Source organism: Paraburkholderia sp. SARCC-3016 (assembly GCF_031119615.1).
In the GTDB taxonomy this organism is placed as follows: Bacteria; Pseudomonadota; Gammaproteobacteria; order Burkholderiales; family Burkholderiaceae; genus Paraburkholderia.
Map to the genome: position 1 here is coordinate 238,066 of NZ_JAVHZD010000001.1, position 21,354 is coordinate 259,419.

A 21,354-nucleotide genomic window follows, 5' to 3' on the forward strand; every position below is an offset into this window, starting at 1 on the left:
CGATGACGCGGGTTCTCGATTATTTCAGCACGCTTGTCGCCGAGGACGAAAGCCTTCCGCTGACGGAAGCAGCGCTTTCGCTCGCGCAGGACGCCTACCCCGATCTCGATCTGCAGGGCACGCTCGCGGAGATCGACGAACTGGTGTTGCGTCTGCAGCGGCGCATGCCCGACGATGCCGACGTGAAGCAGAAAGTCGGCATTCTGAACCGGTTCTTCTTTCGCGAACTCGGCTTTGCGGCCAACGTCAACGACTATTACGATCCCGACAACAGTCACCTCAACGTCGTGCTCAAGCGGCGGCGCGGAATTCCGATTTCGCTTGCGGTGCTGTATCTCGAGATTGCGAGCCAGGTCGATATTCCGGTGCGTGGCGTATCGTTTCCGGGGCACTTCCTGTTGCGTGTGACGACGCCCGAGGGCGATGTGATGCTCGATCCGACCAGCGGACACTCATTGTCCGAATCGGAAATGGTCGAGATGCTCGAGCCGTATGTCGCGAAGGCCGGCGACTCGGTCGGCCGCGCGCTGCGCATGCTGCTGCAGCCGGCGACACGCCGCGAGATCATCGCGCGCATGCTACGCAATCTGAAGTCCACCTATTTGCAGACCGAGCGTTGGCAGCGTCTGCTCGCGGTGCAGCAGCGGCTCGTGATTCTGCTGCCGGACAGCATCGAGGAAGTGCGCGACCGCGGCTTCGCCTATGCGCGGCTCGACTATCTGCGGCCCGCGCTCGAAGATCTCGAGCGTTATCTCGGCGACCGGCCCGACGCCGACGATGCAACGGTCGTCGAATCGCAACTCGAGGAAATTCGCCAGCGCACGCAGCATAACGATCGGGACTGACGGCGGCCGTTCCGTCACACGAAAAACGCGAAAACACGAAGACGCGAAGAAGAATGGAAAGAAAAGCCTGCAGGCGAAAACATTTCGTCTGCAGGCTTTTCTTTTTCGGTTTTCATTTACGCATCGGCGACAGGCAGTGCGTGGCGACCGTTGCTTTAGTTACTTCGGCTGCATGCGTATCGCGCCGTCGAGACGAATCACTTCGCCGTTCAGCATCGGGTTGTCGAAAATCTGCTTGGCGAGCAGCGCGTATTCGACCGGTTTGCCGAGACGCGGCGGGAACGGCACCATCGCGCCGAGCGAATCCTGCACTTCCTGCGGCATGCCGAGCAGCATCGGCGTTTCGAAGATGCCAGGCGCAATCGTCATTACGCGGATGCCGTTGCGCGACAGATCGCGCGCGATCGGCAAGGTCATGCCGGCGACGCCCGCTTTCGATGCAGCGTAGGCGGCCTGGCCGATTTGCCCGTCGAAAGCGGCGACGGACGCCGTATTGACGATCACGCCGCGCTCGCCGCCCGCATTCGGTTCGAGTTTCGCCATCGCGGCGGCGGCGAGGCGGATCATGTTGAACGTGCCGATCAGGTTGATCGCGATGGTCTTCGAAAATGCGTCGAGCGAGTGCGGGCCGTCCTTGCCGACGGTTTTCATGGCCGGCGCGACGCCTGCACAGTTGACGAGCCCGCGCAGCGCACCCAGCTTCGCCGCCGCGTCGACTGCTTGCGCCGCATCGTCTTCACGCGTGACGTCGCATTTGACGAACACGCCGCCGAGTTCCTTCGCGAGTTGCGTACCGGCTGCTTCATTCAGATCGGCAAGCACGACCTTGCCGCCGTTTTCGGCGAAGAGGCGCGCGGTGGCCGCGCCGAGCCCCGATGCGCCGCCGGTGATCAGAAATGCGTTGTCGCGGATATCCATACATTCTCCTTGGGCCGGTTTGCCGCGTCCGACTTGCGGCTCGACTTGCGGCAGCGTGTCGAGCAACGATTGTAGCGGGTGCCGTTGGCACATAAAAGGCGGTATAGCATGTCACCGCGTTCGGCAACTTGCCGCACGAGTCGCCCGACAATGATTTGGATATCTGATCAAAACCGGCCGTGGTTGCGATAGATCGCGGCAACAAAAAACCGCCCACTGAGGGGCGGTTTCCGCGAATAGCTGCATGCGCGGGCGATGCCTGTATGCCTACTTCAATGCATCGAACACGCGCGTGCGAATCTCGTCGACCGTGCCGAGCCCCGAAATACGCCGATATGCGGGCGCTTTGAGCGTGGTGGACGGATCGCCTTTCTGCGCCCAGGCCTGGTAGTAATCGATAAGCGGCTTCGTCTGCGCGACATAGACATCCAGACGTTTGCGCACGGTTTCTTCCTTGTCGTCGTCGCGCTGGATCAGCGGCTCGCCGGTCACGTCGTCGACGTTCGCGACCTTCGGCGGATTGAACTTCACGTGATACGTGCGGCCCGACGGCGCGTGCACACGGCGGCCGCTCATGCGGACGATGATCTCGTCGAACGGCACGTCGATCTCGACCACGTAGTCGATCGCGACGCCCGCCTGCTTCATCGCTTCGGCTTGCGGCAGCGTGCGCGGAAAGCCGTCGAACAGGTAGCCGTTCTTGCAGTCGGGCTCGAGCAGACGCTCCTTCACGAGGTTGATGATCAGTTCATCGGTAACGAGTTCGCCGGCGTCCATATAGCGCTTCGCTTCGACGCCGAGCGGCGTGCCCGCTTTCACCGCCGCGCGCAGCATGTCGCCCGTCGAAATCTGCGGAATGCCGAACTTGTCCTTGATGAAGTTCGCCTGGGTGCCCTTGCCCGCTCCAGGCGCGCCCAACAGGATCAAACGCATGTGATATCTCCAGATCTGTATGTGAATTCTGTTCGGCCCGCAGCGCATCCGCACTCGTCGCACTGCTTTTTTCCCGGTGCCTCTGCTGCGGCGTCCGCTGCTTCGACGGTTGCCTTGCCCGCGGTCTCGCCCTTAAGCCACCGCGCGGTACTCAGACGGACCGGAAGCCGCGCTGCACGTCACGCGCCATGCGCGACGGCGCTGCAGCATACGAAGGTGGACTGCACAACGAGCGGACGAGCGGCACAAGCGGCACAAGCGGAACATGCGGCACAAGCAGCACAAGCGGGACACTGCAATAGCGAACGGCCTTGCCGGTGGTTCGCTAACCGTCCCGATTATGCCATGGGTTTTTACGCGGACGATCCGAAAAGCGCCTGCACGCGCGCCAGATCGGCCGGTGTATCGACACCCGGCAGCGGCGTATCGGGCGTGACGAGCACCGCGATCCGTTCGCCATGCCACATCGCGCGCAACTGTTCGAGCGCTTCGGTTTGCTCGATCGGCGAAAGCGTCAGGGACGGAAACGCGCGCAAAAATTTCGCGCGGTAAGCGTAGAGGCCGATATGCCGGTAGACGGTCGCGGACGCAGGCGGCGCCGGCATTTCGGCGAGATTGGGCAACTGCGCCGGCGAGGGCGGTTGCCACGCGTCGCGCGCCCATGGAATCGGCGCACGCGAGAAGTAAAGCGCAACGCCGCGGGCGTCGAGCACGACCTTCACGACGTTCGGATTGAACACTTCCATCGGATCGGCGATCGGATGCGCGGCCGTCGCGATCGCGCATCCTTCGCTCGCCGCGAGGTGCGACGCAACGCCGCGCACGAGCGCCGGATCGATCAGCGGTTCGTCGCCTTGCACGTTGACGACGATCGTCTCGTCGCTCCATCCATGCTGCACTGCGACTTCGGCAAGCCGGTCGGTTCCCGACGGATGATCGGCGCGCGTCAGCACCGCATCGAAGCCGTGTTCGCGTGCCGCCGCGAACACTTGCGGCGCGTCGGTCGCGATCAGCACCTGCTGTGCGCCCGACTCGCGCGCGCGTTCGGCGACGCGCACAACCATCGGCTTGCCGCCGAGATCGGCGAGCGGCTTGTTCGGTAAGCGGGTGGAAGCGAGGCGGGCCGGAACGACGGCGATGAACGGCGGGGCGGCGGCAGATGAGCCGCTTGGGGAACCGCTTGCCGAACCGCCCATTGAACTGCTCACTGAACCGCTGATTGAGCTGCTCACGCAACCGACCCTGGATTCAGGTCGACGGGCGTACCTTCGACGGTCTGCCGTGCTTCTTCGACAAGCATGACCGGAATGCCGTCGCGAATCGGATAAGCGAGCTTGTCGGCGTTGCAGATGAGCTCCTGCGCCGAACGATCGTAGCTGAGCGGGCCCTTACAGATCGGGCAGACGAGGATTTCAAGCAGACGGGCGTCCACGGAGTTTCTCCACAACGGATTCGATAAGGCGATGATCGAGCGCGGCTTCGACCGGCACGACCCAGATTCGCGCGTCACGCCAAGTCCCTAATTTTACCGCATCCTTTTCGGTGACCAGGATCGCATCGGCCTCGACGTCGGCGAATGGATTCGCGATGAATGCGTAGTGGTCGGGCAGCGCGCGCGTATCGGGCGTTATGCCGGCCGCGCGCAGCGTGGCGAAGAAGCGCTCGGGTGCGCCGATGCCGGCCGCGGCCAGCACCTTGACGCCGGCGAACTGCGCAAGCGGCCGCCGCAGATGCGGATTGTCGAGATGCCACGCGTCGCCGGGCGTCAAGTGCAGCGCGTACGTGTTCGGCCACGGCGGCAGTGTGCGCTCGTAGGGGCTGTTGACGAGCGTCGCATCGCGGTGGCGCGACAGCGGTTCGCGCAGCGGACCTGCCGGCAGCAGAAAGCCGTTGCCGCCGAGCCGATGGTCGAACACGACGAGCTCGACGTCGCGCGCGAGACGATAGTGCTGCAACCCATCGTCGCTGACGATCACGTCGACCTCGCGATGCGCGGCAGTCAGCGCACGCGCGGCCGCGACGCGGTCGGGACAGACGCACACCGGCGCGCCGGTGCGTCGCGCGATCAGCAGCGGCTCGTCGCCGGCTTGCGAAGCTGGCGACGCGGGCGTGACGGCGGTCGGCGTGCGCACGTGCGCGCCGTAGCCGCGCGACACGACGCCGGGCGTGAAGCCCGCCGCGCGCAACGCTTCGACGAGCGCGATCACGGTCGGCGTTTTGCCGGTACCGCCCACGGTGACATTGCCGACCACCACGACGGGCACGCCTATCCTGACGCGCTCGAGCCAACCCGCCGCGAATGCGCCGCGGCGTGCGGCCGCGATGGCGCCGAACCCGCAGGCAAGCGGCGATAGTGCCCAGGCGAACGGACCGCGCCGCTGCCATTCGCGCGCGATATACGACTCGATGCGGGCGCGCAGCACGTTCATGCGTGTACGGCTACCGCGGGACGGCGCGAGCGCTCGCTGCAGGCGAGCAGCGGGCGAGGCGCGCGTGACACGATGAACGCGGATGGCATCGGCAGGTTTCTCCAGGCGATTCTGATTGCAGCGGGCTGCGGCTGAGGTGAATACGACGCTACGACGCGGCGGCATATGCAGACCGCCAGTGGCTGGGACCCGGCACTCTATCGCGCCAAGCCGCGTCGCGGCAAGTCGCCGGCGACAGCATTGTCCGCGCCAGCGGCCGTTCTGCGAACCTCGGCGTAGCGTGGTCCACCTGTGGATAACTTTGTGGAAAATCTGCCCCGCATTCAACCGCAAGCACCGCCGCCCAAGCCTCGGGCCGGTATAGGGAATCATTTAAGAGATAAAAAACCCATAAAAATCAGCAACCTATTTCGAATTCATTGGCGTTTTCGGGGCGTTTTCGACCCCTCATATCTAGCATCCCGTCATGTGGACACTTTTAACAACGTGACTAACCCGATCCCTTGAAGGCTGGACGCGGCCGGCCACTCGGTCTATCGTCTGTTCGGCCTGGCGAAACTGCCCCGATTTGCGCCCGACGACCCGATCCCATCCAGACACCCGCATGAATTCAGATAGTCCTTTCGCTTCATCCATTCCGGGCAGCGGCGATGCCGTCGTGCCGGTGTCCGCGCTGAATCGCGCGATCGGCACGATGCTCGAGCGCTCGTTTCCGCTCGTGTGGGTAGCGGGCGAAGTGTCGAATTTCACGCGCGCTGCAAGCGGTCACTGGTACTTCTCGATCAAGGATGCGCAAGCGCAGATGCGCTGCGTGATGTTCCGCGGCCGCGCGCAGTACGCCGAGTTCACGCCGCGCGAAGGCGATCGCATCGAAGTGCGCGCGCTCGTGACGATGTACGAGCCGCGCGGCGAACTGCAGCTCAATGTCGAAGCGGTGCGGCGCACGGGTCAGGGGCGCCTGTACGAAGCGTTCCTGAAGCTGAAGGCCCAACTCGAAGCCGAGGGTCTGTTCGACGCCGGGCGCAAGCGCGCGCTGCCCGCGCATCCGCGCTCGATCGGCATCGTCACGTCGCTGCAAGCGGCGGCGCTGCGCGATGTGCTCACCACGCTTTCGCGCCGCGCGCCGCATGTTCCGGTGATCGTTTATCCCGCACCGGTGCAAGGCGTGGGTGTCGGAGCGAAGCTCGCCGCAATGGTCGAAACGGCGAATGCGCGGCGCGAGGTCGATGTGCTGATCGTGTGCCGCGGCGGCGGCTCGATCGAAGACCTGTGGGCGTTCAACGAAGAAGTGCTCGCGCGCGCGATCGCGGCGAGCCGCGTGCCGGTCGTGAGCGGCGTCGGTCACGAAACCGACTTCACGATCGCCGACTTCGCGGCCGACGTGCGTGCGCCGACGCCGACCGGCGCCGCCGAACTCGTGAGCCCGCAACGCGTGCTGTTGCTGCGCGATCTCGACCATCGGCATGCAGCGCTCGCGCGCAGTTTCGGCCGGATGATGGAGCGCCGCGCGCAGCAACTCGACTGGCTTGCGCGGCGTCTCGTATCGCCAGCCGAGCGGCTCGCCCGGCAACGCACGCATTTGCATCAGTTGAGCGTGCGGCTCGCGTCGGCCGGCGCACGTCCGGTTCGCGACGCGCGGGCGCGCTTTGCATTGCTGCGCGTGCGCTGGCAACGCTGGTGTCCGGACGTCGCCGTGCATCGCAGCGCATTGGGCCGCCTCGACGAACGTTTGCGCAGCGCGTTCGTGCGGCGGCATGAACGCGATGCCGCGCATATCGCGGCGCTCGCGGCGAGGCTCGAAGTGCTGAGTCCGCAACGCACGTTCGAACGCGGTTATGCCGCGTTGCTCGACGCGCAAAACGGCCGCGCACTGCGTGCGCCAGCTGCTTTGAAACCGGGGCGCCGGCTGACCGTGCATCTCGCGGAGGGCTCGGCGGACATCGCGCTATCGGACGTGCAGCCGCGTCTGCCGGAAGGCTTTTGAGCGCAGCGGTTCGAAGTAGATTTGACCTCGTCGCAACGCGCGGGCAAGAAGCAATTGCACTCATTACCCTAATTCATAGGTATGTGAATTTGCATGGCAATTGCGCAGACGCGCGTGACACTGGAACGCCGATATAACGCCTATAAAGACGCAGATGGGACATTCGTAAGACCGCAATCAAGGCCCGGGTACGCGGCTTGATACTGTTCCGATACAACGCCGGATTGCAGGATTCCGCCCGATCGGCTGCGGCGTCGCGCGACGTGAAGATCTGCGATCGCGACTCGCGCGTGCCGAGTGAATTTCATGGGCCGGCGCCGCCATTGATACCCCTCTGGTCAAAAGACCGTTGGTTTGCGGGGTTATCCCAAGTCGCCTACAATCCATTGCTCGACAAGCGTTGTCCGCAGACTTCCCCATAAACAGATAGAAGGAAAGCACCATGGAACATCAGCTCCCGCCTCTGCCGTTCGCGAAAAACGCACTCGCGCCGCACATGTCCGAAGAGACGCTCGAGTTTCATTACGGCAAGCATCACCAGACCTATGTGACTAACCTGAATAATCTGATCAAGGGTACCGAATACGAAAATCTGACGCTTGAAGAAATCGTCAAGAAATCGTCGGGCGGCGTGTTCAACAATTCCGCCCAGGTGTGGAATCACACGTTCTTCTGGAATAGCCTGAAGCCGCAAGGCGGTGGCCAGCCGAGCGGCGCACTTGCAGAAGCGATCAACAAGAAGTGGGGTTCCTTCGACAAGTTCAAGGAAGAGTTCACGAAGTCGGATCGTAGCCATGTCGTTCTGTGAGCCAAGGAGTTGGTAGAATGTTTTGTCTTCCTAAGACCGCTTGGCCTCCCGACTTCGCCACGCCGCTCACCACCGATGCGAAGCCGCTGCTCACGATCGACGTGTGGGAGCACGCGTACTACATCGACTATCGCAACGCACGTCCGAAGTTCGTCGAGGCGTACTGGAACATCGTGAACTGGGACTTCGCAGCGAAGAACTTCGGCTGATACTGATACGAAGGCGCGCCAACCGCGCCACATCGGATCGCGGCCTCATCGCGTAGCGCGCCCGCAGTCGGCGAACGATCTGTAGTCGAAATGAAAGCCCTCCATCGCGAGGGCTTTTGTTTTTTTGTATTCGTATGTTGTCCGTATCCAACCACGCCGACTCATCTGGCTATCGGCAATCGTGGTTTTGGCAATTGCCGTTCCATATTCCCGATGTGATGGCGATGTCGTCGCTCCGTGCACTGCCTTTTCGCGTTTTACGAAACCCTCTTCCTTGTTTGAATGCATTGTCATGCATGAAGACGCGTCGTGTCTTTTTCGTGCATTACCGCACCCGGCGTGCGTGCTTGATGGTGAAAAAATATCTCAGTACACTCACTTGCGACGCGATGACTGCGGCAAGGCGAGCAATGCAAAGAGGCCTTCGCGGTCGCGGTCTATCTGCGTCCGGTGTCTTATGGCGTGATGCCCACTGCGCCGCTGCCCGATGGCGGGCAGCCTATGCGCGCAGCCGGGGCTCGGACGGTTCGCGCCGCGCGCGCAGCAAGCGTGCGCATCACTGAGGTCTCTTCTTAAGGAGCGTCGGCATCCGCGAGGCGTACGGCTTCGAGTGCCGGCATGCCCAGGTGATGGTGTCGTCCGTGGTTTCGCAACGTTCGATTCATCCATGCCCATGCGCTCTACTAACTATCGTGGCCTGAGTAGTCAATGACACCCGAACTCGACTCGCCGAATCTGCTCGACACGATCCCCGCATTGATCTGGAACGGTTCGCCCGACGGCGGCGCGTCGTCCCTCAACGCAGCCTGGACGCGCTTCACCGGCAGGCCGCCAGCCGAGTTGCTCGGCTTCGGCTGGCAGCGCCTGTTGCATCCCGACGACGTCTACTGCGTACAGGAAGGCTGTGCACGCGCGCATGGCGGCGGCGCCGACCGGCGCATGCACGTGCGCATCCTCGACGCGACCGGCCGTTATCAGCGGTTTCTCGTCAGCATCAGTGCGAACGGCGCCGACTACGATGCGCCCGGCGGCTTCGCGGCCGCGGCGATCCGGTTCATCGACAGCAGGGCGGACAAGGCCACCGATTGCATGGGCGAACGAGACCTGCGCTTTCCGTGGGGCCATGTGCCGGTGATGGTCTGGAGTACCCAGGCGGACGGCTACCTCGATTTCGTCAACGACCATTGGGTGCGTTTCACCGGCATGCCGCTCGAACACGCGCAGGGTTGGGGCTGGCAGGAAGCCGTGCATCCGGACGATCGCGAGCGATCGATGCGCGTGTGGCGGCAACTGCTGGAAAGCGGTCTCGAGGGCTCGTGCGAATGCAGGCTCGGCAACCACGAGCGCGGCTACCGCTGGTGCATGTCGATCGTGAAACCGAGGCGCGACGCGACGGGGCGCATCGTGCGCTGGTATGGAGCGATCCTCGATATCGAAGACCGCAAGCGCGCCGAAGACGCCTTGCGGTTGAGCGAAGCGTATCTGACCGACGCGCAGCGTTTGAGCCACACCGGCAGCTTCGCGCTGAACCCGCATACGGGAGCGCTTTACTGGTCGCCCGAAATGTACCGGCTCTACGAATACGAGCCGGGCACGAAGGTCGATCTGCGTGCGGTGTTCGCGCGCACGCATCCCGACGATCTCGACGAGGCGACGCGCGCGTTCGCGCGGATCGGCGCCGGCGATCTCGAAGTCGACACGACGCATCGGCTCATGATGCCTGACGGTCGCGTCAAAGATATTCGCCTGCTCGCGCATCCGGTCGACTATCAGGCCGGCACATCCGAGTATGCGGGCGCGGTCATCGACATCAGCGAAACGAAGCAGGCCGAACGGCGTCTGCAGCAGGCGCACGACGACCTCGCGCACGCCACGCGCATCGCCACGCTCGGCGAACTGACCGCCTCGATTGCGCACGAGGTGAGTCAGCCGCTCGCGGCGATCGCCGCGAACGGCGCGGCCGGCCTGCGCTGGCTCGCGCGCGGCGAGCCCGATGTCGGCGAGGCGTGGCTCGCGGTGGAGCGGATGATCAAGGATGCGCAGCGTGCCACCGACGTGGTCCGGCAACTGCGCGCGCTGGCGCGCAAAGACGGCACCGCGCGCAAGTTCGACGACGTCAATCGCATCATTCAGGAGACGGTGCTGCTCGCGCAGCCCCAGCTATCGAAGAATCGCGTCGTGTTGAAGCTCGAGTTGTGTCCGCAACTGCCGCGCGTCGAAGTGCATGCGGTGCAGCTGCAGCAGGTACTGATCAATCTGATGACGAACGGCAGCCAGTCGATGGACGGCGTCGACGGCGCGCGCGTGCTGACGGTGACTTCGTCGGCGAGCGCGGACGGCGGCGTGCGCGTGGTCGTGCGCGACGTCGGCACCGGTTTCGCGGCGCACGATCATGAAAAGCTCTTTTCGCCGTTCTTCACCACGAAGCAGGACGGCATGGGAATGGGGCTGTCGATTTGCAAGACGATCATCGAGAGCCACGGCGGCACGATCATGGCCTGCAATAACGCAGGGCCCGGCGCACAGGTCACGGTGGAATTACCGGGCGCATGCCGGCCTGAACGATATGCGAGCGAAAGCAGCCGCAAAGCCGACGACGCAAACTCGCGCGTCTAGTCGTCAAGTGCGCGGCGGCACGCCGTAAGGCCGTGCCGCGCGTCATGGAATGACTAGCGGTCGAGCGCGAGTTTGGCGCCGAGCGCGATCAGGATCGTGCCCATCGAACCGTCGATAATCTTTCGGATGCGGCCGTAGCCGTTCTGCACACGCGGCATCGAGAAAACGATGGCCATCGCGTTGAACCAGCCAAGCGACACCACGGTGACGACGCCGACCGTTGCCGCATGCGCCCATGACGGCGCATGCGCGGGCAGCACGGTGACGAACAATCCGCCGAAAAATGCGGCCCCCTTCGGATTGGTCAGGCCAACCAGAAGACCGCGGCGATAGGCGCCGAGTGCGCTGGACGCGGCTGCGGCGCGCGCTTCGAGCTGGCCCGCGGGCTGGCGCAAACCGGCGAGCATTCTGATGCCGAGATAGATCAGATAAAGTGCGCCCGCCACGCGGATCGCGCCGTAGAGCCATGCGAGTTGCGCCAGGATCAAACCGAGCCCGAAGTTCGCAAGCGTGGCCCACAACGCATGCGACGTGGCGATGCCGCATGCGGCGAATAGCCCGGCGCGGCGCCTCGCCAATGCCTGCGACGTGACGGCCATCAGGTCGGGCCCGGGGCTCGCGCACGCGAGCAGCATGACGCCGGCAACCAGCGCGAGTTGCGGGAGATAGCTCATCGCGACGATCATTCCGTACCTGTCGTTGCGGTTGTTCCTTTGCGCGGACGCCGCCCGCGAGACGTCGATTTGCGCGCCGTCTTGCCGGCTTTTGCTGCTTCCGCCGAGCCGCTTGCAGCGGCGGAAGCCGTGGCTTCGTGCCGCGATTCCCGCGAGTCCTGTGGCTCGTGCGGCTCGCGCTGCTCGTGTCGCTCGTGTTGTTCGTGTTGCTCGTGCGGTGCTTCCGCGTGGAACGGCAACTCCGCATTGACGGGCCCGGCCGATTCCGCTGACTGAGCTCCTTCCGCCGTTTCCTTCTTCGGCTTCTTCGCTTGTTTTGCGGCTGGTTTGCGTTCCGTGCGCGTCTTGCCGCGCGTGCCGGCGTGTTCGGCCGGCGCTTCGCCTGCCGCGGCCCGTCCACTGCGTCCACCGCGCCCGCCGCGTCCACCGCGTTCGCGAGGTTCCCGTTCCACTTCCGCTGCCGCTTCGAGAGGAGAGGCCGCAAGCGTGGCCTGCGGACCGTCGATGACTTCGCGCAGCACCTCCACGGCGGCTTGCGATTCGCTTGCGCCGCGACTCGCGCGCTCGCCTGCGGGTTCGCCGCTGGTCTCGATCGCGGCCTCTACCGCGGCCTCGCCCGCCGCCTCGCCTATCGGCCCCGCCGCCACGTTCCGATACACGTAAGTGCCCGACTTCTCGTCGCGGCCCACTTCGAACAGGCCACGCGCTTGCGCTTCTTCGAGCAGATTGCCGAACGCGCGAAAGCCGTAATACGTTTCGTTGAAATCGGGCTTGCGCCGTTTGATCGCGTTCTTCAGCACCGACGCCCAGATCTTGCCGCTATCGCCGCGTTCGGACGCTAGCGCGTCAAAGGTCTGCACGGCGATTTCGATCGCCTTCGTCTTGCGCGTATCGAGATCTTCCTTGCGCTGCTTGTCGCCATCGGGCGCGCGCTTCGCCGACGGCTGCGGCGCGCGTGCCGCTTCGCGTTTGGCGGCGGCGCGCTGGCTTTCGCGGACCAGATCGTCATAAAAAATAAACTCGTCGCAATTCGCGGTCAGCAGGTCCGATGTCGAACGCTGCACGCCGACGCCGATCACCTGCTTCGCGTTCTCGCGCAGTTTCGACACCAGCGGCGAGAAGTCCGAATCGCCGCTGATAATCACGAAGGTGTTCACATGCGACTTCGTATAGCAGAGGTCGAGCGCGTCGACGACGAGGCGAATATCGGCCGAATTCTTGCCCGATTGCCGCACGTGCGGAATCTCGATCAGCTCGAAATTCGCCTCGTGCATCGCCGCCTTGAAGCCTTTGTAGCGCTCCCAGTCGCAATACGCCTTCTTGACGACGATGCTGCCTTTGAGCAGCAGACGCTCGAGTACGAGCTTGATGTCGAACTTCTCGTACTTCGCATCGCGTACGCCGAGCGCGACGTTTTCGAAGTCGCAGAACAGCGCCATGCTGACGTTGTCGAAAGATGACGCCATGGGTTTTTCTCCATTGGAATGCCTGCCCGCTTCGCCAGGCCGCGGTCAGAAACAGAGAAAGTACTCGATCGCACGCAGCACCGCAACGGCAAGCATTGATCGACAAAAAAGCCCTCGCGACGAGGGCTTCTGTTTCGCTCATTGCATCCGGCCGTGCCGCGATGATCCGACATGCCGCAAGGCGGGCAATTATCGCGCGTTTGCGTTTGCGTCGGCATCGCGCGCGAGGGCCGCGCGTGTTTCGAGCACATCGTCGATAAGCCCATAGGTTTTTGCGGCGTCGGCCGACATGAAGTTGTCGCGGTCGGTGTCGGTTTCGATTTGCGCGACGGTCTGGCTGGTACGCTCGGCAAGCAGCGCGTTCAACCGCTCGCGCAGGTAAAGCACTTCTTTGGCCTGAATCTCGACGTCGGACGCCGTGCCTTGTCCGCCGCCCGACGGCTGGTGGATCATGATTCGCGCGTTCGGCAACGCATAGCGCTTTCCCTTTGTGCCGGCCGCCAGCAGAAAAGTGCCCATGCTCGCGGCAAAGCCGGTGCACAGCGTCGACACGTCGGGCTTGATGAACTGCATCGTGTCGTAGATCGCAAGACCGTCATAGACGGAGCCGCCTGGCGAATTGATGTAGAACGCAATATCCTTGTCGGGGTTCTCCGATTCGAGAAACAGCAGTTGCGCGACGATCAGGCTGGCCGACTGCTCGGTGACCGGACCGACCAGAAACACGATGCGTTCGCGCAGCAGCCGCGAGTAGATGTCGTAAGCACGCTCGCCGCGGCCCGACTGTTCGATAACGGTCGGCACGAGGTTGAGGCCGGAGGCCGAAGCTGACAGGGTGGGGTAATGCATGCGCATGAAGTCCTCGCTGGGTCCGATAAGAAAAGTCAATTCACTTGAAGGAGTCGCACACGGGTTGGCGCGATTCCTGTCAGCGAAGACGCGTCGGCGCGAGCAGACGTGACGCGAAATATTTTTCTGATCGGCTGTCACGGGCGGGCGAAGGTGTGCGTCTACAGGTAGCGGAGCATGGTCCGAAGGGCCGAAGAGTTCCGGCGACGATCGAGGAGCATGACGAATGGATAACGACGCGCAACGCACGGAGGCGAGCGGAATGGACGGAACAGATCAGGCAAGCGGCACGGAGGGCATGAGCGGGCGAGCGTCGCCCCGGTCCGACGCAACTTTCGAAGCGCTGCGCCGCAAGCTCGTTGCGCACGCGCAGCGCATGCTCGGCAGCCGCGCCGAAGCCGAAGATGTCGTGCAGGACGCGTGGCTCAAGTGGCACGGTGCATCGGCCGCGGACGTCCGCTCGCCCGACGCGTGGCTCACGACGGTCACGACGCGCCTCGCGATCGACCGCTTGCGCCGCTTGCGGACCGAGCGCGCATCGCACGTATCCGGGAAGTTGCCGCATACATGGCTGGCCGATGCGCTTGCTCCCGCCGCCGACGAACGCGCATTGCACGCATCGGACATGTCATATGGCGTTATGTTGCTGCTCGATCGATTAAAGCCTGACGAGCGTGCGGCGTTCGTGTTGCACGAAGCGCTCGACTGCGACTACGCGGAAATTGCGAAGATTGTTGCGAAGACGCCCGTTCATTGCCGCCAGATCGTGCATCGTGCGAAAGAGCGGTTGCAGCGTGCGGGCGCGCCATCGAAAGCAGCGGATCCGGCTCAGCATGCACGCCTGGTCGAACGCTTGCGCGCGGCCATCGACGCTCAGGATCGCATCGAACTCGTGCGTCTGTTCAGCGTGGGAGTGCATATCGAGAACCGTGAAGGGCGCGGCGACGGCTTCTCGACGAGAGCTGCTTGCGCGTCGGCGAGGTCGATGCCGACGCCGATACATCACGCAGAAGCGATACCGCAGGCGTTCAGTCTGTCCGCGATCCGCCGCCTGCTGCGGCAAATTGCGGATCAACCGTCGTTATGGACGCGGTGCGGCCCCGCCGTCCCAGTTGATATCGACGCATAGCACCTGCATGCCGTGCGCGGCCTGCGAGGCGATCGACGCGGTCACGCACAGGTGCGCTTCATTGATCGACAGATACGGCGGTGTCAACTGCACGCGTCCCGGCGCACGTACGGCCTGGATGAAATAAGGCCGCCGTTCCCAGCTTGCGCCTTCGGAATGCAACAGCGGACGGAAGCGCTTCGCGCGCTGCGAAGCGCGCCCGCTCGGCAGCACGTTGTCGCCGATCTGCCGGCCCGAGCCATCGAGCAGGAAGCAGCGCGCCGTTTCACGCAGCGCGAGCAGCGGTGCGGTTGCCGCTGACATCGTCGCGCCTTCGGCAAGTTGCGCGCTCGCCTGCTCGAGCGCCGCGACGAACGGCGCGAGCCGCTCGGCCTGCGCCTGTTCGCGCGCTGCGACGCGCTTGCGCAGCGCCGCCGAAAGGTCGTCCATCAGGCTCACGGCGACCTGCGGCTTGACCGGTTCGACGCTCGGCGACGCGAAGAACGTGCCCTGCACGAAGTCGACATTGCATTCGAGCGCGATCAACGCGTCGTTTTCGGTAGTCAGATTGCCCATCAGCACGAGCTGCCCCGATTCGTGCAACAGCGACACGATGCCCGGCAATACGCGCTCGATATGCGAATGCTCGGTGGCCTGCGCGAGAATGCCGCGGTCGAGCGTGACGATGTCGGGCCGCAGCGTCCAGACGCGGTCGATATTCGAATGCTTCGCGCCAAAGCCGTCGAGCGCAATCAGAAAGCCCGACTTGCGCAGCGCGTCGATGATTTCCGCAAAGCGCGTGGTTTCGCCGCCCGCCTGCTCGCTGACTTCGAGCACGACGCGTTGCGGCGGCAGACCGAGCGCCTTGAGGCCGGCGAGCAGCGCGTCACCATAGCTCATATCCATCAGCGCGGCCGGATGCAGGCTCAGGAAGAGCCACTCGTCGTGACTGTCGAACGCATTGAAATTGCCGAGGTGCAAGGATTCGGCAAGCCGCCCGAGTTCGAGCAGATCGCCGCGCCGCGCGGCTTGCGAAAACACTTCGTGCGACGGCACCTGCATTGCGTTTTCGTCGTGCACGCGCAGCGACGCGTGATAGCCGATCGCGCGGCGATGCGATACCGAAAACACCGGTTGAAACACGCTGAACACGGTATAGCCGCCGTAGCGCACCGTGCGGCGGGAACCTTCCTCCCCCGCGACAGGGCGCGGCGGCTGAAAACCGGGAGGGTCGAGTTCGACCATGCTCATCGTGTCGATCATTCGCGAATATGCGCAGGTGCGCGGAATCTTCAGTTTACAGGATCGGCCAGCAAGAAACATGCGAGCGGACAATCTGCCGCGTCGTTCGACCGATGGCTTGCCGGCAAGGCGTGGCGTGGCTTCAGCGGACGCCGCATGCGCCGGTTGGCGGCACATCGATGGTGCAACAGCGTGCGTCGCGCCCCGTTGCGGTTCGTCGCGACCGGCCGCGATGCTCACGCGCAGGATCAGGCCCGCTCCGACGGATCGGTCTTCGCCGCGGGCCGTCGGATGTCCTGAGCGAGTTGCGCGAAGATCCACGACGTGCCCGCGGTGATGATGCCCACGCAAATGAATGTCGCGTGAAACGCCGGCAGCGTGTTCGCTTCGGTGACGCGCGGAATGATGCCGGTGAACGTCGTCAGCATCGCGCCCGCGACGGTGACGCCCAGGCTCATCGACAGCATTTGCACGAGCGAAAAAAGACTATTGCCGCTGCTTGCGCCGCCGGTGCCGAGGTCCTTCAGTGTCAGCGTATTCATCGCGGTGAACTGGATCGAATTCACGCCGCCGAAGAACGCAAGCTGAACGAGCCGCAGCCATAGCGGCTGGTTCGGCCCGGTCAGCGCGAAGCTCGCCATCGCGAGGCCGACCAGCACGGTGTTCGTGACGAGCACACGCCGGTAGCCGTAACGGAAGATCAGGCGTGTGACGAGCCGCTTCGAGGTCATGCCGGCCGCGGCGACCGGCAGCATCATCAGGCCTGCTTCGAATGCGCTGTAGCCGAGGCTCACTTGCAGCAGGAGCGGCAGCAGATACGGCATCGCGCCGCTGCCGATCCGCGCGAACAGGTTGCCGAGTATGCCGACGCTGAATGTATGGATCTTGAAGAGGTCGAGCGAGAAGATCGGCTGCGGCACGCGCACCGCGTGCAGTCCGTATGCGGTGAAAAAGCCGAGGCTCAGGATAAGCAGCACGAGCACCGTGGCATGGGCGAAGCCGAACTCGCCGCGGCCGTCGAGCGCCATCGAAATCGAGATCATCGCCACGACGAGCAGCAGATAGCCTTTCAGATCGAATTTCGCGGTGTCCGGATTGCGCGAGTCCGGCATGAAGATAAAGGTGGCGATCACGCCGATCACGCCGACGGGCACGTTGATCAGAAAGATCCAATGCCACGAAGCGATTTTCACGAGCCAGCCGCCGAGCGTCGGTCCGATCAGCGGACCGATTAGCCCCGGTATCGCAACGAAGGACAGCGCGGGCAGATAGCGTTCGGCCGGAAATACGCGCAGCACGGCGAGACGTCCGACCGGCAGCAGCATCGCGCCGCCGGCGCCCTGCAAGATGCGCCATAGCACGAGCTGTGGCAGCGTATGCGCGCTCGCGCACAGCAGCGAGCCGAGCGAGAACACGAAGATCGCGCTCATGAACACCCGCCGCGTGCCGAGCTTGTCGGCGAGCCATCCGGACACGGGGATCATCACCGCCATCGTCAGCGAATACGCGATCACGACCGATTGCAGATGCAGTGGCAATTCGCCGAGGCTCGTCGCCATTGCCGGCAACGCGGTGTTGACGATCGTCGAATCGAGCGTCTGCATGAAGAAGCCGGTCGCGACGATCCACAGCATGACCGTGAGCGATCGGGCAGAGGGCTTGACGGGAGGTGTCTCGGAGGTTGTCGTTTGTGCCATGAGTGCGAAGGCGAGCCGGTTGAACCGGTCGGGCGATATTTTAAGCAAAAACTGTATCGGCGCGCAGAGGTTGCGCGTGCGGACACGCATCGGCTGCAAGCGGCGAGCCTGTAAGGACAGCGATGCATGCGGCATCTGCATCGGCATCGGTCGATACCGATGCGCGAGGTCGGCCTGTTCTATCGGACGGAACGTACCTGCCTGCGAATCGGCCTCGCGCCCGGATGGTGCACGAGCGGAAAGCGCGTTGCGCAGCGCTGGCCGTTACAGCCTGGCCGCCGCCTCGAAAAAGGCGAGCGCGCGCGGGTCCTGCGTGTAGGCGGCATTGATGCGAATCCACGGGCACGTCTCGGCATTCGGACGGAAGTAGTGTCCCGGCGCGACGGTCACGCCGAGCGGCGCACCGCATTCGGCGAGCACGCGCGAATCGTCGATATGCGGCACGCGCGCCCAGATCAGATTGCCGCCGAGCGGCTTTTCGAACACCTCCCAGCCGGCGGCCTCGAGCATCTGCACCGACGCGCCGAGCGCTTCGCCCATGCGCCGGCGCAGCCGTTCGATGTGCTTGCGGTATACGCCGCGTTCGAGCATCGCGACGGCCACGGCTTCCGTGAAGCGCGAGCCGCCCACGCTCGTCAGCATCTTGATGTCGGCCAGATCCTTGATGATCGCCTGGCTCGCGATCGTATAGCCGATGCGCAGCGACGACGACAAGGTCTTCGATAAGCCGCCGATGTAAATCACATGCTCGAACTGATCGAGCGTCGCGAGCCGGTCGGTTGTTTCATTCTGGAAGTCCGCGAAGATGTCGTCTTCGATAATCGTGAAATCGTAGTCGCGCGCCAGTTGCAGCAGGCGAAACGCCACATGCGGCGCGACCGTCGTGCCGGTCGGGTTGTGGAACACGCTGTTGACGAAAAACAGCTTTGGCCGGTGCTGCGCGAGTTGCACCTGCAGCGCGTCGAGGTCCGGGCCGCTGCGCGTGCGCGGTATGCCGACGAGCTTCACGCCATGCAGTTTGAGCAGACCGAACAGATTGTAGTAACCGGGGTCTTCGACGAACATCGTGTCGCCTGCTTTCAGCATGTAGCGCATCAGCAGGTCGAGCGCCTGGCTTGCGCCTTGCGTCACGAGAATCTGCGATGCATCGACGTCCATGCCGAGCTGCGCCGAGCGGCTGCGCAAATGCTCGCGCAATGTCGCGTTGCCGAGCGGCGTCGCGTAATCGACAAGGCTCGCGGCGTCGGTGCGCGACACGTGGCGGACGGCCTGCGCGAGACTGTCCATATCGCGCCATCCCTCGGGAATAAAGCCGCTGCCGAGCTTCAACGTTCCACCCGGATGGTTCATCTGCTGCAGCAGATGAAACGACTCTTCTTCGGCGCGCCGCGGGTCCGACGTGCCCTGGCAGCGGTCGACGCCCGCGCGTGCGCGCTGCGCGACATAGAATCCCGAGCCGTGCCGCGAGTCGAGATAACCGAGCGACACGAGCCGGTCGTATGCCTCGATGACCGGGAAGCGGCTGATCGCGTGGTCGGCGGCGAACTGTCGGATCGACGGCAGCTTCGTGCCCGCGTGCGCGGTGCGCGAGCCGATCCATTGCGTGACGCCATTGACGATCTGCTCGGTGAGCGGCACGCCGCTTTCGCGGTCGAGTTCGATATCGAGCTTCATGCGCCTCCTTGTTCGGGCCATCGGCTTTCGCCTGCGCTTCGCAAAAGTGTCCGTTTTTTCAACTGCACAGTTCCGTTGAAAGTGTTCGGTACTGTGCATGTGATTGGCGACATCGTACGTCAATAATCGACGTACCGAAATGCTTTACAAGGAGCACTGCGATGCGCGAAATCCGAACTTTCGAACTCGAACACGGCGAGCCGGCGGCCGCGTGGCGTGTCGCTCAGCCGCTCCTGCTCAAAGTAACGGCCGGCGAGGTGTGGCTGACGATGGAAGGCGACGCCGAAGACTATTGGCTCGGCCGCGGCGACACATTCAGGCTGCCGCGCGGCGTGACTGCCTGGCTCAGCGCCGGCGATCAGGGCGCACGCGTCGTGCTGTCGGGCAACCGGCGTATGGCGGGCTGGCCTTTGACGCGCACGTCGGCGTGGAGCTGGTTGCCGCGGTGGTTGCTGGCGGCTTGAGTTGTCGGCTCAAATCGCCGCTTCGAATTACGCGATCCGTGCGGCAAATGGATGTGGCCAACGCGGCACTTCAACCATTTATATCGTACGCGCCGATATAGCGGGCGCGCGGGCGAATGAGCCTGCCGTCCGCTGTCTGTTCGATCGCATGCGCGATCCACCCCGCAACGCGGCCCACCGCAAATAGCGTAAACGCTGCGCCCGAGGGCAACGCGAGCACGCGTTCGATTGCAGCCAACGCATAGTCGACGGTCGGCTCGACGCCGGCCGTGTCGTGCATGGCCGCGGCGAGCCGTTGCACTTCCACGAGCGGTGAACGCGAGGGCGCGCAGTCGGCGAGCATCTCGAGCAGCAGCCTCGCACGCGGGTCGCCGTCCGGATACAGCGGATGGCCGAAGCCCGGCAGCGGCGGGCGCAGTGCGAGCGTTTCCTGCGTGCCGGCGCTGCGTGCGTCGCTGTGCTCCTCGCGAGCGAGACGCGTGGCGAGGAAGCGATCGAGGTCGGCGGCGCGCGAGGCGTCGTCGAACAGCGCCGCGATGCGCACCGTCTCGCCGCCGTGCCGCGGCCCCGCGAGCGCGGCCAGGCCGCCCGCGATCGCGCCGAATAGATGCGTGCCGGTCGAGGTGATGCAGCGCACCGTGAAGGTCGACGCGTTCAATTCGTGATCGGCGCACGCGACGAGTGCGGCACGCAGCAGGTTGATCTGCGGCCGGGTGCGTACGCCCCACGCGGCGGCGAGTTGCCGATGCAGCGGATCGTTCGACGGCGCAGCCGAAATCATGGCGGCCGCGACGAGGCGCAGCAGCACGCAGGCAGTGTCGAGCTGCGCGTCGCGCCCGAGCGCCCAGACGCGCGGCATTTGCGCCGCGGCGGCCGGCAGCAGCACGAGCGCGCGATCGAGCGGCGTACTGTCGCTCCACAATTTCAGCCATGCGGACCACTGCGCGGCGGCGATCGGCGCCGCCGGCGCCTGTGCGATGCGCCGTTCGCTGCACGCCCACAGCAACGCGGCCGTGTCTTCCAGCGAGGCAGTGCGAGCGAGTTCTATCGCGTCGTGTCCGCGATAGAAGAGCCGGCCGTCGGCAATTAGCGTGATGGCCGATTCAAGCACCGGCACGCCCCAGTCGAGTACTTTCTGCGCGACTTTGCCTGCGCGCTTGCCGTCGGCCTTGCGGCGCGCGAGGCGCCGCACTTCGTCGGCATCGTAGAGGCGGCGCTTCGAATTTGCATCGGGCGACGAGCGCAGCATGCCACGGCTGACATAGGCGTACAGCGTCGGCAAGCTGATGCCGAGCGCTTGCGCGGCTTCATCGGCGCTGAGGTGGCGCTTCGACGAAGAATCGCTGGCACGACGGGTGGAGGGCATAAGGGGCGGCAAAAACCGGACAAATCAATATACATTGATTCTAACAATCAAGATTGATCGATGTGGGGCCGA

General features: G+C 64.2%; 17 protein-coding genes and 2 pseudogenes. 7 read left to right on the forward strand and 12 right to left on the reverse strand.

Annotated elements, in window-relative coordinates:
* The first annotated feature begins 2 nt into the window (after nucleotides 1-2).
* Nucleotides 3-845: a SirB1 family protein gene (locus tag QYH69_RS01050; RefSeq protein WP_308830331.1), complete on the forward strand. Its 843-nt coding sequence runs from the start codon at nucleotides 3-5 to the stop codon at nucleotides 843-845.
* 159 nt (nucleotides 846-1,004) lie between these two features.
* Here the strand turns inward: QYH69_RS01050 and QYH69_RS01055 are convergent, their stop codons facing one another.
* The 5 genes from QYH69_RS01055 to lpxK all read right to left on the reverse strand — a co-directional run bounded on the left by QYH69_RS01055 (nucleotide 1,005) and on the right by lpxK (nucleotide 5,125).
* Nucleotides 1,005-1,763: a 3-hydroxyacyl-CoA dehydrogenase gene (locus QYH69_RS01055; protein ID WP_308830075.1), complete on the reverse strand. Its 759-nt coding sequence runs from the start codon at nucleotides 1,761-1,763 to the stop codon at nucleotides 1,005-1,007.
* Between the two features lie 267 nt (nucleotides 1,764-2,030).
* Nucleotides 2,031-2,696 carry an adenylate kinase gene (gene adk, locus QYH69_RS01060; protein WP_308830076.1) on the reverse strand — a complete coding sequence of 222 codons (666 nt, stop codon included), beginning with the start codon at nucleotides 2,694-2,696 and terminating at the stop codon, nucleotides 2,031-2,033.
* 353 nt (nucleotides 2,697-3,049) lie between these two features.
* Nucleotides 3,050-3,892, reverse strand: coding sequence for a 3-deoxy-manno-octulosonate cytidylyltransferase (kdsB, locus tag QYH69_RS01065; RefSeq protein WP_308830332.1), 843 nt, complete (start codon nucleotides 3,890-3,892; stop codon nucleotides 3,050-3,052).
* 32 nt (nucleotides 3,893-3,924) lie between these two features.
* Complete coding sequence (locus QYH69_RS01070; protein ID WP_075155923.1) at nucleotides 3,925-4,128, reverse strand: Trm112 family protein; 204 nt, start codon at nucleotides 4,126-4,128, stop codon at nucleotides 3,925-3,927.
* Entirely contained in the window at nucleotides 4,109-5,125 is a 1,017-nt protein-coding gene (lpxK, locus tag QYH69_RS01075; protein WP_308830077.1) for a tetraacyldisaccharide 4'-kinase, read from the reverse strand. Before lpxK ends, QYH69_RS01070 begins: the two co-directional genes overlap by 20 nt.
* Nucleotides 5,126-5,729: 604 nt before the next feature.
* On the opposite strand from lpxK, the gene xseA reads away from it, so the two are divergent.
* The 4 genes and pseudogenes from xseA (at nucleotide 5,730) to QYH69_RS01090 (ending at nucleotide 10,742) form a co-directional block, all read left to right on the forward strand.
* Nucleotides 5,730-7,109, forward strand: a complete 1,380-nt coding sequence (gene xseA / locus QYH69_RS01080) for an exodeoxyribonuclease VII large subunit (RefSeq protein WP_308830078.1) — start codon at nucleotides 5,730-5,732, stop codon at nucleotides 7,107-7,109.
* A gap of 442 nt (nucleotides 7,110-7,551) precedes the next feature.
* Nucleotides 7,552-7,893, forward strand: a pseudogene (locus QYH69_RS36010) (superoxide dismutase); the annotation flags it as partial.
* An 80-nt stretch (nucleotides 7,894-7,973) separates the two neighbouring features.
* Nucleotides 7,974-8,126 (forward strand): annotated as a pseudogene (locus QYH69_RS36015) (Fe-Mn family superoxide dismutase); the annotation flags it as partial.
* A 708-nt stretch (nucleotides 8,127-8,834) separates the two neighbouring features.
* Nucleotides 8,835-10,742 carry a PAS domain-containing protein gene (locus tag QYH69_RS01090; protein WP_308830079.1) on the forward strand — a complete coding sequence of 636 codons (1,908 nt, stop codon included), beginning with the start codon at nucleotides 8,835-8,837 and terminating at the stop codon, nucleotides 10,740-10,742.
* Nucleotides 10,743-10,795: 53 nt separating this feature from the next.
* Here QYH69_RS01090 and QYH69_RS01095 read toward each other — a convergent pair whose 3' ends face one another.
* From QYH69_RS01095 to clpP, 3 genes are all read right to left on the reverse strand, one after another.
* Nucleotides 10,796-11,416 (reverse strand): LysE family transporter, encoded by a 621-nt coding sequence (locus QYH69_RS01095; protein WP_308830080.1) that lies wholly within the window; start codon nucleotides 11,414-11,416, stop codon nucleotides 10,796-10,798.
* Between the two features lie 8 nt (nucleotides 11,417-11,424).
* Nucleotides 11,425-12,882: an NYN domain-containing protein gene (locus QYH69_RS01100; RefSeq protein ID WP_308830081.1), complete on the reverse strand. Its 1,458-nt coding sequence runs from the start codon at nucleotides 12,880-12,882 to the stop codon at nucleotides 11,425-11,427.
* A gap of 189 nt (nucleotides 12,883-13,071) precedes the next feature.
* A complete protein-coding gene (gene clpP, locus QYH69_RS01105) occupies nucleotides 13,072-13,737 on the reverse strand; it encodes an ATP-dependent Clp endopeptidase proteolytic subunit ClpP (RefSeq protein ID WP_308830082.1) in 666 nt (221 codons plus the stop codon).
* A gap of 256 nt (nucleotides 13,738-13,993) precedes the next feature.
* Here clpP and QYH69_RS01110 point away from each other — a divergent pair, with 256 nt between their 5' ends.
* Nucleotides 13,994-14,860: a sigma-70 family RNA polymerase sigma factor gene (locus tag QYH69_RS01110; RefSeq protein WP_308830083.1), complete on the forward strand. Its 867-nt coding sequence runs from the start codon at nucleotides 13,994-13,996 to the stop codon at nucleotides 14,858-14,860.
* Here QYH69_RS01110 and QYH69_RS01115 read toward each other — a convergent pair.
* From QYH69_RS01115 to QYH69_RS01125, 3 genes are all read right to left on the reverse strand, one after another.
* A complete protein-coding gene (locus tag QYH69_RS01115; protein ID WP_308830084.1) occupies nucleotides 14,813-16,090 on the reverse strand; it encodes an EAL domain-containing protein in 1,278 nt (425 codons plus the stop codon). The genes QYH69_RS01110 and QYH69_RS01115 overlap by 48 nt on opposite strands.
* 239 nt (nucleotides 16,091-16,329) lie before the next feature.
* A complete protein-coding gene (gene mdtD, locus QYH69_RS01120) occupies nucleotides 16,330-17,778 on the reverse strand; it encodes a multidrug transporter subunit MdtD (RefSeq protein ID WP_308830085.1) in 1,449 nt (482 codons plus the stop codon).
* A 264-nt stretch (nucleotides 17,779-18,042) separates the two neighbouring features.
* On the reverse strand, nucleotides 18,043-19,452 hold the full coding sequence (locus QYH69_RS01125; RefSeq protein ID WP_308830086.1) for a PLP-dependent aminotransferase family protein: 1,410 nt from the start codon (nucleotides 19,450-19,452) through the stop codon (nucleotides 18,043-18,045).
* Between the two features lie 161 nt (nucleotides 19,453-19,613).
* Here QYH69_RS01125 and QYH69_RS01130 point away from each other — a divergent pair, with 161 nt between their 5' ends.
* On the forward strand, nucleotides 19,614-19,916 hold the full coding sequence (locus tag QYH69_RS01130; RefSeq protein ID WP_308830087.1) for a DUF2917 domain-containing protein: 303 nt from the start codon (nucleotides 19,614-19,616) through the stop codon (nucleotides 19,914-19,916).
* Between the two features lie 70 nt (nucleotides 19,917-19,986).
* Here the strand turns inward: QYH69_RS01130 and QYH69_RS01135 are convergent, their stop codons facing one another.
* Nucleotides 19,987-21,282 carry a citrate synthase family protein gene (locus tag QYH69_RS01135; protein WP_308830088.1) on the reverse strand — a complete coding sequence of 432 codons (1,296 nt, stop codon included), beginning with the start codon at nucleotides 21,280-21,282 and terminating at the stop codon, nucleotides 19,987-19,989.
* Nucleotides 21,283-21,354: the final 72 nt, after the last annotated feature.

Excerpts from the sequence above, each read along its gene's own strand:
- mdtD (WP_308830085.1), bottom strand. The coding sequence starts at position 17,778 with ATGGCACAAACGACAACCTCCGAGACACCTCCCGTCAAGCCCTCTGCC.
- QYH69_RS01135 (WP_308830088.1), bottom strand. The coding sequence starts at position 21,282 with ATGCCCTCCACCCGTCGTGCCAGCGATTCTTCGTCGAAGCGCCACCTC.
- QYH69_RS01100 (WP_308830081.1), bottom strand. The coding sequence starts at position 12,882 with ATGGCGTCATCTTTCGACAACGTCAGCATGGCGCTGTTCTGCGACTTC.
- lpxK (WP_308830077.1), bottom strand. The coding sequence starts at position 5,125 with ATGAACGTGCTGCGCGCCCGCATCGAGTCGTATATCGCGCGCGAATGG.
- QYH69_RS01095 (WP_308830080.1), bottom strand. The coding sequence starts at position 11,416 with ATGAGCTATCTCCCGCAACTCGCGCTGGTTGCCGGCGTCATGCTGCTC.
- clpP (WP_308830082.1), bottom strand. The coding sequence starts at position 13,737 with ATGCGCATGCATTACCCCACCCTGTCAGCTTCGGCCTCCGGCCTCAAC.
- QYH69_RS01090 (WP_308830079.1), top strand. The coding sequence starts at position 8,835 with ATGACACCCGAACTCGACTCGCCGAATCTGCTCGACACGATCCCCGCA.
- QYH69_RS01050 (WP_308830331.1), top strand. The coding sequence starts at position 3 with ATGACGCGGGTTCTCGATTATTTCAGCACGCTTGTCGCCGAGGACGAA.
- kdsB (WP_308830332.1), bottom strand. The coding sequence starts at position 3,892 with ATGGGCGGTTCGGCAAGCGGTTCCCCAAGCGGCTCATCTGCCGCCGCC.
- QYH69_RS01130 (WP_308830087.1), top strand. The coding sequence starts at position 19,614 with ATGCGCGAAATCCGAACTTTCGAACTCGAACACGGCGAGCCGGCGGCC.
- QYH69_RS01115 (WP_308830084.1), bottom strand. The coding sequence starts at position 16,090 with ATGAGCATGGTCGAACTCGACCCTCCCGGTTTTCAGCCGCCGCGCCCT.
- xseA (WP_308830078.1), top strand. The coding sequence starts at position 5,730 with ATGAATTCAGATAGTCCTTTCGCTTCATCCATTCCGGGCAGCGGCGAT.
- QYH69_RS01055 (WP_308830075.1), bottom strand. The coding sequence starts at position 1,763 with ATGGATATCCGCGACAACGCATTTCTGATCACCGGCGGCGCATCGGGG.
- adk (WP_308830076.1), bottom strand. The coding sequence starts at position 2,696 with ATGCGTTTGATCCTGTTGGGCGCGCCTGGAGCGGGCAAGGGCACCCAG.
- QYH69_RS01110 (WP_308830083.1), top strand. The coding sequence starts at position 13,994 with ATGGACGGAACAGATCAGGCAAGCGGCACGGAGGGCATGAGCGGGCGA.
- QYH69_RS01125 (WP_308830086.1), bottom strand. The coding sequence starts at position 19,452 with ATGAAGCTCGATATCGAACTCGACCGCGAAAGCGGCGTGCCGCTCACC.